11 protein-coding genes and 1 tRNA gene are annotated in these 14,041 nt (G+C 67.7%); 11 read left to right on the top strand and 1 reads right to left on the bottom strand.

The features are described from left to right. Window positions 1-16: 16 nt before the first annotated feature. The 10 genes from QFZ53_RS12620 (at window position 17) to QFZ53_RS12575 (ending at window position 13,206) form a co-directional block, all read left to right on the top strand. Window positions 17-247, top strand: a complete 231-nt coding sequence (locus QFZ53_RS12620) for a DUF6704 family protein (RefSeq protein WP_292909818.1) — start codon at window positions 17-19, stop codon at window positions 245-247. Further along, complete coding sequence (trpC, locus tag QFZ53_RS12615) at window positions 247-1,023, top strand: indole-3-glycerol phosphate synthase TrpC (RefSeq protein WP_307296907.1); 777 nt, start codon at window positions 247-249, stop codon at window positions 1,021-1,023. Before QFZ53_RS12620 ends, trpC begins: the two co-directional genes overlap by 1 nt. Further along, window positions 1,020-2,228, top strand: coding sequence for a tryptophan synthase subunit beta (trpB, locus tag QFZ53_RS12610; protein ID WP_292909822.1), 1,209 nt, complete (start codon window positions 1,020-1,022; stop codon window positions 2,226-2,228). Before trpC ends, trpB begins: the two co-directional genes overlap by 4 nt. Next, on the top strand, window positions 2,225-3,052 hold the full coding sequence (trpA, locus tag QFZ53_RS12605) for a tryptophan synthase subunit alpha (RefSeq protein ID WP_307296904.1): 828 nt from the start codon (window positions 2,225-2,227) through the stop codon (window positions 3,050-3,052). The genes trpB and trpA overlap by 4 nt, the downstream gene beginning before the upstream one ends. Before the next feature lie 10 nt (window positions 3,053-3,062). Continuing rightward, a complete protein-coding gene (gene lgt, locus QFZ53_RS12600; RefSeq protein WP_307296901.1) occupies window positions 3,063-4,091 on the top strand; it encodes a prolipoprotein diacylglyceryl transferase in 1,029 nt (342 codons plus the stop codon). 137 nt (window positions 4,092-4,228) lie between these two features. Further along, on the top strand, window positions 4,229-8,752 hold the full coding sequence (gene gltB / locus QFZ53_RS12595) for a glutamate synthase large subunit (protein ID WP_292909876.1): 4,524 nt from the start codon (window positions 4,229-4,231) through the stop codon (window positions 8,750-8,752). Then, window positions 8,745-10,211 (top strand): glutamate synthase subunit beta, encoded by a 1,467-nt coding sequence (locus QFZ53_RS12590; RefSeq protein WP_307296900.1) that lies wholly within the window; start codon window positions 8,745-8,747, stop codon window positions 10,209-10,211. Before gltB ends, QFZ53_RS12590 begins: the two co-directional genes overlap by 8 nt. A gap of 54 nt (window positions 10,212-10,265) precedes the next feature. Further along, entirely contained in the window at window positions 10,266-11,714 is a 1,449-nt protein-coding gene (gene pyk / locus QFZ53_RS12585) for a pyruvate kinase (RefSeq protein WP_292909830.1), read from the top strand. Window positions 11,715-11,782: 68 nt separating this feature from the next. Then, a complete protein-coding gene (locus tag QFZ53_RS12580; protein ID WP_307296898.1) occupies window positions 11,783-12,547 on the top strand; it encodes an alpha/beta fold hydrolase in 765 nt (254 codons plus the stop codon). Then, the gene (locus QFZ53_RS12575) at window positions 12,544-13,206 is read left to right on the top strand and encodes an esterase/lipase family protein (RefSeq protein ID WP_307296895.1); all 663 of its coding nucleotides are present in this window, start codon (window positions 12,544-12,546) and stop codon (window positions 13,204-13,206) included. The genes QFZ53_RS12580 and QFZ53_RS12575 overlap by 4 nt, the downstream gene beginning before the upstream one ends. Before the next feature lie 33 nt (window positions 13,207-13,239). Here QFZ53_RS12575 and QFZ53_RS12570 read toward each other — a convergent pair. Then, window positions 13,240-13,325: transfer RNA gene (locus QFZ53_RS12570), tRNA-Leu, on the bottom strand. A 100-nt stretch (window positions 13,326-13,425) separates the two neighbouring features. Here QFZ53_RS12570 and QFZ53_RS12565 point away from each other — a divergent pair. Then, window positions 13,426-14,040: an ANTAR domain-containing response regulator gene (locus QFZ53_RS12565; protein ID WP_045258564.1), complete on the top strand. Its 615-nt coding sequence runs from the start codon at window positions 13,426-13,428 to the stop codon at window positions 14,038-14,040. The last annotated feature ends 1 nt before the right edge of the window (window position 14,041 follow it).

Genomic DNA, 14,041 nt, shown 5'->3' with positions numbered 1-14,041 from the left:
TCCCCCGGAGGAGAACATGACCAACTCGATCGCTGACCCCGGCCACGGACACTCGCCTGCTGCCTGGGCCGCCGTGATCATCATGCTCCTCGGATTCTCGCTCGGCACGCTGTTCTTCTGCCTCGAGCAGCCCACCCTGGTGTGGGCATCCGTCGTGCTCATCCCGGTCGGCGCCCTCGTGGGCTGGATCCTGTCCAAGGCCGGTTACGGCGCGAAGGGCCCCAAGTACCAGCCGAAGGCGCACTAGTGGTCCTCGCCGACCTGACGGCCGGCGCTGTCGCAGACGCCGAGCGTCGCAAGCTCACCCGGCCGCTGGCCGAGGTCGAGCGCGCCGCCCTCGCGCGACCGGACGCCAAAGACGCCCTCGGCTTCCTGGCGCCCGCCGATCGTGTGAAGATCATCGCCGAGGTCAAGCGTGCGAGCCCCTCACGCGGCGACCTCGCCGAGATCCCCGATCCTGCCCTGCAGGCGTCGCTGTACGAGACGGGTGGAGCCTCCGCCATCAGCGTCCTCACCGAGGAGCGTCGTTTCGGCGGCAGCCTCGCCGATCTCGAGGCCGTCACCGCTCGTGTGTCGCTGCCCGTGCTCCGCAAGGATTTCATCGCGACGCGCTATCAGGTGCTCGAGGCCAGGGCCGCCGGCGCCGACCTCGTCCTGCTGATCGTCGCGGGTCTCGAGCCCGCCGTGCTGAAGGAGCTCTTCGGCTTCATCACCGAACTCGGAATGACGCCTCTGGTGGAGACGCATTCGGCTGACGAGCTCGAGGCGGCGATCGATCTCGGCTCGCCGCTGATCGGCGTGAACGCCCGGGACCTGAAGACGCTCGAACTCGACCGCGACCTGTTCGGTCGTCTGGTCGATCGCATCCCCGACTCCGCGGTCAAGATCGCCGAGTCGGCGGTGCTCACGCCCGCCGATGTCATGCACTACCGCTCAGCGGGGGCGGACGTCGTCCTGATCGGAGAGGCGCTCGTCACGGGCGATCCGGTCGCCACCCTCAAGAGCTTCCTGGAGGTCCAGTGAGTCTGCGTGACCAGCACGGTCCGCTGTTCGGCGAGTACGGCGGGCGGTACATGCCCGAGTCGCTGATCGCGGCCATAGACGAGCTGACCGAGGCGTACGCCGAGGCGATCGTCGACCCCGGGTTCCGTGCGGAGCTCGCGCATCTCCTGAGCTCCTACGCGGGCCGGCCGTCTCCTCTCACGGAGGTCGCGCGCTTCGCCGAGCACGCGGGCGGCGCTCGCGTCTTCCTCAAGCGCGAAGACCTCAACCACACGGGTTCGCACAAGATCAACAACGTGCTCGGACAGGCTCTGCTCACCAAGCGCCTGGGCAAGACCCGTGTGATCGCCGAGACTGGCGCCGGTCAGCACGGCGTCGCGACCGCGACGGCGGCTGCGCTGTTCGGCCTCGACTGCACGATCTACATGGGTGAAGTCGACACCGAGCGTCAGGCGCTCAACGTCGCCCGCATGCGTCTGCTCGGTGCAGAGGTCGTCGCGGTGACCTCGGGTTCGCGCACCCTCAAGGACGCGATCAACGACGCCTATCGCGACTGGGTCGCCTCGGTCGAGACGACCAACTACATCTTCGGCACCGCGGCCGGACCTCATCCGTTCCCGGCCATGGTTCGCGACTTCCAGAAGATCATCGGCGAAGAGGCTCGTCAGCAGCTTCTCGATGAGGTGGGTCGGCTGCCGGATGCCGTGATCGCCTGCGTGGGCGGCGGCTCCAACGCGATCGGCATGTTCGACGCCTTCCTCGACGACGAGGACGTCAAGCTCTACGGCGTCGAAGCGGCGGGCGACGGCGTCGACACCGCCAAGCACGCTGCCTCGATCGAGCGGGGCCGCCCGGGCATCCTGCACGGCGCGAAGACCTACGTGCTGCAAGACGAGGACGGGCAGACCATCGAGTCCCACTCGATCTCTGCGGGGCTCGACTATCCGGGCGTGGGTCCTGAGCATTCCTGGCTGGCCGACATCGGCCGCGCCGAGTACATCCCGGCCACAGATGACGAGGCCATGCAGGCGCTGCGGCTGCTGAGCCGCACCGAGGGGATCATCCCCGCAGTGGAGTCCGCGCACGCCCTGGCCGGCGCGCTGCGCCTCGGCAAGGAGATGGGACCGGATGCCGTGCTCGCCGTGTGCCTGTCAGGTCGCGGTGATAAGGACATGGACACGGCGGCGAAGTACTTCAAGCTCTATGACGAAGGAGCCTCCGCATGAGCGCCGACGTCAGCGTCGGAACCGGCCGCGTGGAAGCGGCGATCCAGAAGGCCGAGGCCGCGGGTCGCAGCGCGTTCGTGGGCTACCTGCCGGTCGGGTTCCCCGACCTCGAGACGAGCATCCAGGCTGCGATCGCCCTCGCCGAGAACGGCGTGGACATCATCGAGCTCGGTCCGCCGTACAGCGATCCGGTGATGGACGGCGCTGTGATCCAGGAGGCCACGACTGCGGCGCTGGCGAACGGCTTCAAGATGAAGGACCTGTTCACGGCCGTGCGCGCGATCTCCGCCGCGACCGACGTGCCCGTCCTCGTGATGACGTACTGGAACCCCGTGTTCCAGTACGGTGTGGACCGTTACGCCGACGACCTGCTCGCGGCCGGCGGCGCCGGCCTGATCACTCCGGACATCACGCCCGAGGTGGCAGGGGAGTGGATCGCCGCAAGTGAGCGCACGGGCCTCGACCGTGTGTTCCTCGCCGCTCCGACATCGACGGATGCCCGCCTCGACCTCGTGGTCGCGGCGTCCACCGGATTCGTCTACACGGTCTCGACCATGGGCATCACGGGCGAGCGAGCCGAGCTCGATCGAGCCGCGCGCACTCTCGTCGGGCGTCTGCGCGAGCACGGCGCGAAGCGCGCCTGCGTGGGCATCGGCATCTCCACCGCCGAGCAGATCGCCGGCGTCAGCGAGTACGCAGACGGCGCGATCGTCGGCACTGCACTCGTCCGCGCTCTCCGCGACGGCGGCATCCCCGCCCTCGCCGAAGTCACCCGCACACTGGCCACCGGCACGTCGTCGGCGCGCCCCGTACACGAGAACTAGAATCGCACTCATGTCCCTCGCGCTCCACAGCACCTTCACCGGCGTGCTCGCCAGCATCCCGAGCCCTCCCGTCGCCTATTTCGACCTGGGTCCGATCCGCATCCACTTCTACGCGCTCTGCATCATCGCGGGCATCATCGCCGCTGTGCTGCTGACGAACCGCCGCCTGACGCGGCGTGGGGCTGAGCCGTGGGTAGTGATCGACATCTCGATCCTCGCCGTGCCGCTGGCGATCATCACCGCGCGGTTCTACCACGTGTTCACGCACCCGAACGACTACTTCGGGGCGGGCCACAACACGTGGAACCCCTTCCAGCCCGGCTCGATCTGGGCCATCTGGGAGGGCGGCATCGCGATCTACGGCGCGCTGATCGGCGGAGCGATCGGCGCCTGGCTCGGCTGCAAGTGGACAGGCATCCGCTTCTGGACCTTCGCCGACGCCCTCGCGCCCGGCCTGCTGCTCGCGCAGGCGATGGGACGCTTCGGCAACTGGTTCAACCATGAGCTCTTCGGCCTTCCCACCGACCTGCCGTGGGGCCTGGAGATCGAGTCGACGAACTCCGCATTCCCCCCTGGCCTGCCCGAGGGCACACTGTTCCACCCCACCTTCCTGTACGAGGTGATCTGGAACGGTCTGGGAGTCATCGTCCTGCTCTGGTTGAGCCGCAAGGCGACCGCACTGCAGTGGGGCCGACTGTTCGCGATCTACCTGATCTGGTACAGCGCCGGTCGCATCGTGTGGGAGTCGATCCGCATCGATCCCAGCGAGATCTACTTCGGGCTTCGCAGCAACGTCTGGGCCGCGATCCTCGGCGTCGTCGTGGGCCTCGTGATCCTCGTCGTGCAGAGCCGCAGGCACCCCGGCCTCGAGCCGTCGCCGTACCAGCCGGGTCGCGGCCGGAACGATGTCGACGCTGTTGTAGACTCGCAGAACAATCCCTCTGACTTCGTGGACCTCAGCGAGCCTGATGCCGAAGAAGTCCCCGCAGGAGCCGCAGCCACAAGCACCGCTCCCACGGAAGCGGAAGGCTCCCGCTAAGCCGCCGTTCCGTGCGGAACCCCATGCATTCGCCCGGCCAATGACGTCCCCGGGTCTCCCCGACTGATCTGAGGACGGTTCAGGTGTATTTCCAGCCTCCCTACGGCGCATCCGGCGCCTACCCCCCGAAGCAGGGCATGTACAACCCCGCGTTCGAGAAGGACGCGTGCGGCCTCGCCATGGTCGCGACCCTGCGGGGCGAAGCGGGCCACGACATCATCGCCCTGGCGCTGGAAGCACTGCGCAACCTCGAGCACCGCGGTGCGATCGGATCGGATGCCGGCACCGGAGACGGCGCGGGCATCCTCACGCAGATGCCGGATGCCTTCCTGCGGGCCGTCACGGGCTTCGAGCTGCCGCCGGTCGGCGAATACGCCGCAGGTCTGGCATTCCTCCCGCGCGACTCGAGCCAGCGCCGTCAGCAGAAGGCCGGCATCGAGAAGATCGCGAAGGCCGAGGGACTGCGCGTGCTCGGCTGGCGCGAGGTCCCGACGGTGAACGAGCACCTCGGCAAACTCGCCGATGAGGCGCGGCCCGCCTTCGAGCAGCTCTTCGTGAGCGCCGGGGGAGCGACCCACGCCGATGCTCCGCTCACGGGCATCGCCCTCGACCGCGTCGCCTATCGCCTGCGCAAGCGTGCCGGTCACGAGCTCGGCGCCTACTTCGTCACGCTGTCCGCGCGCACGCTCGGCTACAAGGGCATGGTCACGACCCTGCAGCTCGAGCCGTTCTACCCCGACCTTCAGGACGAGCGCTTCGCGAGCGAGCTCGCCGTGGTGCACTCGCGCTACTCCACGAACACCTTCCCGTCGTGGCCGCTCGCTCAGCCTCTTCGCATGCTCGCGCACAACGGCGAGATCAACACGGTCGGCGGAAACCGCAACTGGATGCGCGCGCGCCAGTCGCAGCTCGAGTCCGAACTTCTCGGCGACATCGAGCCGCTGCTGCCGATCTGCACCGACGGCGCGAGCGACTCCGCCTCCTTCGACGAGGTGCTCGAACTGCTGACGCTGACGGGCCGCAGCCTGCCGCACGCCATCATGATGATGGTTCCCGAGGCCTACGAGAAGCAGTCCGACATCTCGCCCGAGCTGCGCTCGTTCTACGAGTACCACTCGAACCAGATGGAGCCGTGGGACGGCCCTGCGGCTCTCATCTTCACCGACGGCACGGTTGTGGGAGCGACCCTGGACCGCAACGGTCTGCGTCCCGGGCGCTGGACCGAGACCACCGACGGACTCATCGTCATCGGCTCCGAGACCGGTGTGCTCACGTTCGAGCCCGAGCGCATCAAGCGCCGCGGCCGCCTGCAGCCGGGCAAGATGTTCCTCGTCGACACGGCGCAGCGCCGGATCATCGATGACGAGGAGATCAAGCACGATCTCGCCACGATGCACCCGTGGCAGGAGTGGCTCGACGCCGGGGCGGTCCGCCTCGCCGAGCTGCCCGAGCGCGAGCACATCGTGCACCCGCCCGCCTCGATCACGCGTCGTCAGCGCACCTTCGGCTACACCGAGGAGGAGGTGCGGATCCTTCTGACCCCGATGGGCCAGAACGGCGTCGAGCCTCTTGGCGCGATGGGATCCGACACCCCGATCGCCGTGCTCAGCAAGCGTCCGCGTCTGCTGTTCGACTACTTCACGCAGCAGTTCGCGCAGGTGACCAACCCGCCGCTGGACTCGATCCGTGAAGAGGTCGTGACGAGCCTCAAGCTCGGTCTCGGCCCCGAGGGCAACCTGCTCACGTGGGGCCCCGAGCACACCCGCACGGTGTCGCTCGACTTCCCGGTGATCGACAACGACGAGCTGTCGAAGATCCGGCACATCGACAAGGCGCTGCCCGGCCGCTCGAGCGCGACCGTCAAGGGCCTGTATCACTTCGACGTCGGGCCCCAGGCTCTCGCCGAGCGCCTCGACGAGATGTGCGCCGAGGTCGACGAGGCCATCGAACGCGGCGCCGAGTTCATCATCCTTTCGGATCGCGACTCCAACAAGGACCTCACGCCGATCCCCTCGCTGCTCATGGTCGCCGCGGTGCATCATCACCTGATCCGCCGCGAGAACCGCATGAAGGTCGGTCTGATCGTCGAAGCCGGTGACGTGCGCGAGGTGCACCACGTGGCCACGCTGATCGGCTACGGTGCGTCGGCGGTGAACCCGTATCTCGCGATGGAGACCGTGGAGCACCTCGTGCGCACCGGCTACATCACGGGAATCACGCCGGAGAAGGCCGTCCGCAATCTCATCTACGCGCTCGGCAAGGGCGTGCTGAAGATCATGTCGAAGATGGGCATCTCGACCGTGTCGTCGTACGCCGGCGCTCAGGTGTTCGAGGCGATCGGGCTCAGCCAGGAGGTCATCGACGCCTACTTCACGCGCACCGAGTCGAAGCTCGGCGGCATCACGATCGAGGACATCTTCGCCGAGAACCAGGCGCGTCACGACTACGCCTACCCCGAGGATGCCGCTGCGCGTGCGCATGAGCGTCTCTGGACGGGCGGCGAGTACCAGTGGCGCCGTGACGGCTCTCCGCACCTGTTCAACCCCGAGACCGTCTTCAAGCTGCAGCACTCGACGCGCGAACGCCGCTACGACATCTTCCGCGAGTACACGAAGATGGTCGACGACCAGGCGTCGGAGCTGAAGACTCTCCGCGGTCTTTTCACGTTGCGCACGGGGCACCGCAAGCCGGTGCCGCTCAGCGAGGTCGAGCCGGTCTCCGAGATCGTCAAGCGGTTCTCCACCGGGGCGATGAGCTACGGCTCGATCTCCAAGGAGGCGCACGAGACCCTCGCGATCGCGATGAACCGGATCGGCGGGAAGTCGAACACCGGTGAGGGTGGAGAAGACGCCGACCGACTGGTCGACCCCGAGCGTCGCAGCGCGATCAAGCAGGTCGCCTCGGGCCGCTTCGGCGTCACCAGCCAGTATCTGACCGAGTCGGATGACATCCAGATCAAGCTCGCGCAGGGCGCCAAGCCCGGTGAGGGCGGACAGCTGCCTCCTCAGAAGGTGTATCCGTGGGTCGCGCGCACACGCGGCGGAACTCCTGGTGTCGGTCTCATCTCGCCGCCTCCTCACCATGACATCTATTCGATCGAAGACCTCAAGCAGCTCATCTTCGATCTGAAGCGAGCCAACCCCGAGGCGCGGATCCACACCAAGCTGGTCAGCCAGTCGGGTATCGGCGCGGTCTCGGCGGGAGTCGCCAAGGCCCTCAGCGACGTCATCCTGGTCTCCGGCCACGACGGCGGAACGGGCGCGAGCCCGCTGAACTCGCTGAAGCACGCCGGCACCCCGTGGGAGCTCGGCCTCGCCGAGACGCAGCAGACGCTCATGCTCAACGGCATGCGCGACCGCGTCGTGGTGCAGGTCGACGGTCAGCTCAAGACCGGCCGTGACGTCGTGATCGGTGCCCTGTTGGGGGCGGAGGAGTTCGGCTTCGCCACCGCGCCGCTCGTCGTCAGCGGCTGCATCATGATGCGCGTCTGCCATCTCGACACCTGCCCTGTCGGCGTCGCCACGCAGAACCCGGTTCTGCGCGAGCGCTTCACGGGCAAGCCCGAGTTCGTCGTGAACTTCATGGAGTTCATCGCCGAGGAAGTCCGCGAGATCCTCGCCGAGCTGGGCTTCCGCTCGATCGACGAGATCGTCGGACGCGCCGAGCTGCTCGGCGTCGACGCGGCCGTCGAGCACTGGAAATCCGAGGGACTCGACCTCACGCCGATCCTCGAGGGCCCCGCCTTCCCGGCGGGAGAGCCTCGCCGCAGCGGCCGCGCGCAGGACCACGAACTCGAGAAGCACTTCGACGTGCAGCTCATCGACATCGCGAAGGATGCTCTGCTGAACGGCGAGCACGTCGTGATCGAGCTGCCGATCGCGAACACCGAGCGCGCCGTCGGGACCATGCTCGGTCACCAGGTGACCGCACGCCACGGTGCCGCCGGTCTTCCGCGCGAGACGATCGACGTGACCCTGCACGGCACCGCCGGGCAGTCCCTCGGCGCCTTCATGCCGTCAGGCATCGTGCTGCGCCTGGAGGGCGACGCGAACGACTACGTCGGCAAGGGACTCTCCGGCGGCGACATCACGATCCGCCCGCCACGCGGCTCGTCGATCGCACCGCACGAGAACGTCATCGCCGGCAACGTCATCGGCTATGGCGCGACGTCGGGCTCGATGTTCCTCTCCGGCGTCGTCGGCGAACGGTTCCTCGTGCGCAACTCGGGCGCCACGGCGGTCGTCGAGGGCGTGGGCGACCATGCGCTCGAGTACATGACCGGCGGCGTCGCGGTGATCCTCGGTCCGACGGGACGCAACTTCGGTGCCGGCATGTCCGGGGGAGTGGCCTACGTCCGTTCGCTCGACACGGCCAAGATCAACGCCCAGTCGCTCGGCAGCGGTGAGCTTCTGCTCATGCCGCTGGACCGTGCAGACCTGGAGGTCCTGCGCGGGCTCGTCTCCGAGCACGTGGAGCGCACGGCGTCTCCGCTCGGCTCTGAGATCCTCGCGGACTTCGAGAAGATCGCATCCGAGTTCGTGAAGGTCCTCCCGCGTGACTACGCCGCCGTGCGCAGCATGCGCGAGGAAGCAGTGGCCGAGGGGATCGACCCCGACGGCGATATCGTCTGGAACCGCATCCTGGAGGTGACCGGTGGCTGATCCCAAAGGTTTTCTGAAGGTCACCGAGCGCGAGCTTCCCGCCCGCCGCCCGGTCCCCGTGCGCATCCTCGACTGGAAGGAGGTGTACGAGCCCGGTGACCAGGCCGTGCTCCGCCGCCAGGCGAGTCGCTGCATGGACTGCGGTGTGCCGTTCTGTCACCAGGGATGCCCGCTCGGCAACCTGATCCCGGAGTGGAACGACCTCACCTGGCGCGGCGAAGGCCGGGCCGCGATCGATCGACTCCACGCGACCAACAACTTCCCGGAGTTCACGGGTCGGCTGTGCCCTGCGCCCTGCGAGAGCGCCTGCGTTCTGGGCATCAACCAGCCCGCGGTGACGATCAAGCAGATCGAGGTCTCGATCATCGACGAGGCGTTCAGCAAGGGCTGGGTCGAGGCGCAGCCGCCTGCTCGTCTGACGGGCAAGACCGTCGCGGTGGTCGGTTCGGGACCTGCAGGTCTCGCAGCCGCGCAGCAGCTGACGCGCGCCGGCCACACGGTCGCGGTCTTCGAGCGCGACGATCGCATCGGCGGCCTGATCCGCTACGGCATCCCTGACTTCAAGATGGAGAAGTCGCAGCTCGAGGCACGCCTGCGTCAGATGCAGGAGGAGGGCACCCGCTTCCGTGCGGGAGTCGAGATCGGCAAGGACATCAGCTGGGCCGACCTCCGCGCCCGGTACGACGCCGTCGTGGTCGCCACCGGTTCGACCGTGCCCCGCGACCTGGCGATCCCGGGCCGCGATCTCGACGGTGTGCACTTCGCGATGGAATACCTCGTGGAGTCAAACCACGCGGTCGCCGGCGACAAGGTCCCCGAGCAGATCACCGCCGAGGGCAAGCACGTCATCGTGATCGGCGGCGGCGACACCGGCGCCGACTGCATCGGCACCGCGCACCGTCAGGGCGCCCTGAGCGTCACGAACCTGGCGATCGGCAAGCAGCCGGGCGCTGATCGCCCCGGCCACCAGCCGTGGCCCATGATGCCGACCGTCTTCGAGGTGTCGTCCGCGCACGAGGAGGGCGGTGAGCGCATGTACCTCGCGTCGACCGTCGAGTTCCTCTCGAACGAGGTCGGCGAGGTCCGCGCCCTTCGCGTGGCCGAGACCGAGTACATCGACGGACGTCGCGTGCCCAAGAGCGGCACCGAGCGCGAGATCCCCGCTGATCTCGTTCTGATCGCGATGGGGTTCACCGGTCCCGAGCAGGACGGCTTCTCCGACGACGTGCGCCCTCAGTTCACCGACCGCGGCAACTTCCAGCGCGACTCGTCGTACCAGTCGACCATTCCCGGCGTCTTTGTGGCTGGCGATGCCGGCCGCGGTCAGTCGCTGATCGTGTGGGCCATCGCGGAAGGTCGGGCCGCTGCAGCGAATGTCGATCGGTTCCTGATGGGCGAGACCGTCCTCCCCGAGCCGGTGCGCCCGACCGATGTCGCGATCGGGCTTCAGCCCGCGTAGGCTGAGCCCGGCATCGTCGCCTGATTTCTATCCCCCTCTACCCTGGAGAATCTGTTGAGACGCGCGAAAATCGTCGCCACCCTGGGCCCCGCAACGTCCACGTATGAAACCGTGCGAGCCATCATCGAAGCGGGGGTCGACGTCGCCCGGCTGAACCTCAGCCACGGTGACTACTCCGTGCACGAGAACAACTACGCGAACGTCCGCCGCGCGGCCGACGACGCCGGCAGGGCCGTTGCGGTCCTCGTCGACCTGCAGGGCCCGAAGATCCGCCTCGGCCGGTTCGAGAACGGCCCCTACGAGCTCCAGGCCGGTGACATCTTCAAGATCACCACAGAAGACATCATCGGCAACAAGGACATCTGCGGCACGACCTTCAAGGGCCTGCCTCAGGATGTCAAGCCCGGCGACTTCCTGCTCATCGACGACGGCAAGGTGCGGGTGGAGGTCGTCGAGACCGACGGCGTCACCGTCACCACCAAGGTCATCGTCGCCGGTGCCGTGTCGAACAACAAGGGCATCAACCTGCCCGGCGTCGCCGTCAACGTCCCCGCTCTGAGCGAAAAGGACGAGGACGACCTGCGCTGGGGCCTTCGCACCGGTGCCGACCTCATCGCGCTCTCGTTCGTTCGCAACGCCTCGGACGTCGACCGCGTGCACGAGATCATGGCCGAAGAGGGCGTCAAGGTGCCCGTCATCGCGAAGATCGAGAAGCCGCAGGCAGTGGACGCGCTCGAGGGCATCGTCGACGCCTTCGACGGCATCATGGTCGCCCGTGGCGACCTCGGCGTCGAGCTTCCTCTCGAGGCCGTCCCGATCGTACAGAAGCGTGCCGTCGAGCTGGCCCGTCGTATGGCCAAGCCTGTCATCGTCGCGACCCAGATGCTCGAGTCGATGATCAGCAGCCCGGTGCCGACCCGCGCAGAGACCTCCGACGTCGCGAACGCGGTGCTCGACGGCGCCGACGCGGTCATGCTCTCGGGCGAGACCAGCGTGGGCGACTACCCGGTCATCGTGGTCGAGACGATGGCTCGCATCATCGAGTCGACCGAGGAGCACGGCCTCGAGCGCATCCCCCCGCTCAACACGAAGCCGCGCACGCAGGGTGGAGCGATCACTCTCGCCGCTCTCGAGGTCGCAGAGTTCGTCGACGCGAAGTTCCTCTGCGTCTTCACGCAGTCGGGCGACTCTGCTCGCCGCCTGTCGCGTCTGCGCTCGCGCATCCCGATGCTCGCCTTCACGCCGGAGCCCGACATCCGCCGTCGCATGGCGCTGACGTGGGGCATCACGTCCACGCTGGTCGACGTCGTGCAGCACACCGACGCGATGTACCACCAGGTCGACGAGCACCTCCTCGGCAACGGCCTCGCCGAAGAAGGGGACAAGGTCGTCGTGATCTCCGGTTCCCCTCCCGGCATCATCGGCTCGACGAACGACCTCCGCGTCCACAAGGTCGGCGACACCATCCGCGGTGCCGCGCCGATCTACAAGGCCGGAATCTGACGTCACGGATTCGAGGGGGCGGGGCTTCGGTCCCGCCCCCTTCGTCGTCCCCGCGATAGGTTGCAGTCATGGCTGCACATGGACGTCGCCTCGACATCGGCGGTCTCGCATTCCGGGCGATCGAGAGTCCGCGCCCTGAGGGTTCGACGGCGCCAGCGGCTGTGCTGATTCACGGCATCGGGGCGTCGCATCGCTACCTGGCGCGTCTGCACGAAGCGCTCAACGCCGACACCGCCGTCGTGTCGATCGATCTGCCCGGATTCGGCGGCCTGCCCAAGCCGGCCGCCGACATCGGCATTCCGCAGATGTCGGCCGCACTGGGTGAGGTCATCGCCCAGCTGGGTCATGACCAGGTCGTGCTCGTCGGGCACTCGATGGGCGCGCAGTGGGCGATTGAGACGGCAGTGCAGCGCCCCGAGTGGGTGAGCATGGTGGTCGCGATCGGCCCGGTCGCCGACGAGAGGCACCGCACGCCGTTGTCCCAAGCGAGGGCTCTCGCACTCGAGACGCTGGGGGAGACGCCGTCGATCAACTCGATCGTGTTCACCGACTACCTCCGCTGCGGCGTGCCCTGGTATCTCACTCAACTGCGGCACATGCTGGCGTATCCGACCGAGGACAAGGCTGCCACGCTCAGAACGCCGGTGCTCGTGATGCGAGGAGGACGCGATCCCGTGGCCGGGCGCGACTGGTGCCGGCGCATCGCAGCCCGCACTCCGGTCGCGCGCTTCGTGGAGATTCCTGGAGGACACCATGTCGTGCAGCAGTCCTCTCCGAGAGCCGCCGCATCCGCGATCCTCTTCCACGCGACGCGCGTCTGGACGGACCGATGAACGCCCTGCGGAATCTCGGCTGGTGGGCGGCCGACTACGCGTACGCGGCTGTGTGGCAGGTGCGGGCCTTCTTCGGGCGCACGGATGCCGGATCCTTCGCCAACGGTGACGCCGCGCCGATCGTCGTGCTGCCGGGGGTCTACGAGACCTGGCGTTTTCTGCAGCCGCTCGTCGAGGCCCTGCACGATCGCGGGCACCCGGTCCATGTGCTCGAGGTACTCGCTCACAGCCGTCGGCCGATCACGGAGATGGCGACACAGGTGACCGACTACCTGCAGCAGCACGACCTGCGCGACGTGATCCTCGTCGCGCACAGCAAGGGCGGATTGGCCGGGAAGCAGGTCATGCTCGGGCCTGCGGCCGACAGAGTGCGCTCGATGCTCGCGATCGCGACTCCGTTCGGCGGGTCGCGCTACGCGCGGCGGATGCCGGTGCGCACGCTCCGAGCGTTCTCGCCCGACGACCCGTCGATCCGCGCCCTGTCGACGCAGGCCGACGTGAACGCCAGGATCGTGTCGGTGTACGCGCGCTTCGATCCGCACATCCCCGAGGGCAGCGAGTTGCCGGGCGCGAAGAACGTCCTGCTCGACACCGGAGGTCACTTCCGGGTTCTCGCGCATCCGCGCGTGATGGCAGAGCTGGCTGCTCTCGCCTCATGAGGGGAGAGAGCCTGTGCAAAGGCTCGACCTCTCTGGTGCCGGCGGTGGGACTCGAACCCACACGCCCTTTCGGACAAAGCATTTTGAGTGCTCCGCGTCTGCCATTCCGCCACGCCGGCTCGTGTGTCGCACCTTCGACTTTAGCGCAGGGGGAGAGGTGGAACCGCCCGGCGTGCGGCCTGCGGCTTGCACTCGGTACGGCTCTACTAAGATGGACCCGTGACCGAAGAACAGGTTGAGCAGCCCACGGCATCCGCCCCCCGACGCGTCGTCGTCGCCGAGGACGAATCGCTGATCCGTCTCGACATCGTCGAGATCCTCCGCGACAACGGTTTCGACGTCGTCGGAGAAGCCGGCGACGGCGAGACGGCGGTGGCACTCGCGACCGAACTGCGTCCCGATCTCGTCATCATGGACGTGAAGATGCCCCAGCTCGACGGCATCAGCGCAGCCGAGAAGCTGCACAAGGGCAACATCGCTCCCGTCGTGCTGCTGACCGCGTTCAGCCAGAAGGAACTCGTCGAGCGCGCCAGCGAGGCGGGCGCTCTGGCGTACGTCGTCAAGCCGTTCACGCCGAACGACCTGCTGCCCGCGATCGAGATCGCTCTCGCGCGTCACGAGCAGATCATCACGCTCGAGGCCGAGGTCGCCGACATGGTCGAACGCTTCGAGACCCGCAAGCTCGTCGATCGCGCCAAGGGACTGCTCAACGAGAAGATGGGCCTGAGCGAGCCTGAGGCCTTCCGCTGGATCCAGAAGGCGTCGATGGATCGTCGCCTCACCATGCAGGACGTCGCCAAGGCGATCATCGAGCAGCTCGCGCCGAAGAAGTAGG

It is taken from the genome of Microbacterium natoriense (genome assembly GCF_030816295.1).
Classification (GTDB): Bacteria; Actinomycetota; Actinomycetes; order Actinomycetales; family Microbacteriaceae; genus Microbacterium; species Microbacterium natoriense_A.
This window is presented reverse-complemented; position numbering and strand designations above follow the sequence as displayed.

What these genes read in the sequence shown, in the direction of transcription:
- trpA (WP_307296904.1), top strand. Translation starts at nt 2,225, where the DNA reads ATGAGCGCCGACGTCAGCGTCGGAACCGGCCGCGTGGAAGCGGCGATC.
- lgt (WP_307296901.1), top strand. Translation starts at nt 3,063, where the DNA reads ATGTCCCTCGCGCTCCACAGCACCTTCACCGGCGTGCTCGCCAGCATC.
- gltB (WP_292909876.1), top strand. Translation starts at nt 4,229, where the DNA reads ATGTACAACCCCGCGTTCGAGAAGGACGCGTGCGGCCTCGCCATGGTC.
- QFZ53_RS12620 (WP_292909818.1), top strand. Translation starts at nt 17, where the DNA reads ATGACCAACTCGATCGCTGACCCCGGCCACGGACACTCGCCTGCTGCC.
- QFZ53_RS12575 (WP_307296895.1), top strand. Translation starts at nt 12,544, where the DNA reads ATGAACGCCCTGCGGAATCTCGGCTGGTGGGCGGCCGACTACGCGTAC.
- QFZ53_RS12580 (WP_307296898.1), top strand. Translation starts at nt 11,783, where the DNA reads ATGGCTGCACATGGACGTCGCCTCGACATCGGCGGTCTCGCATTCCGG.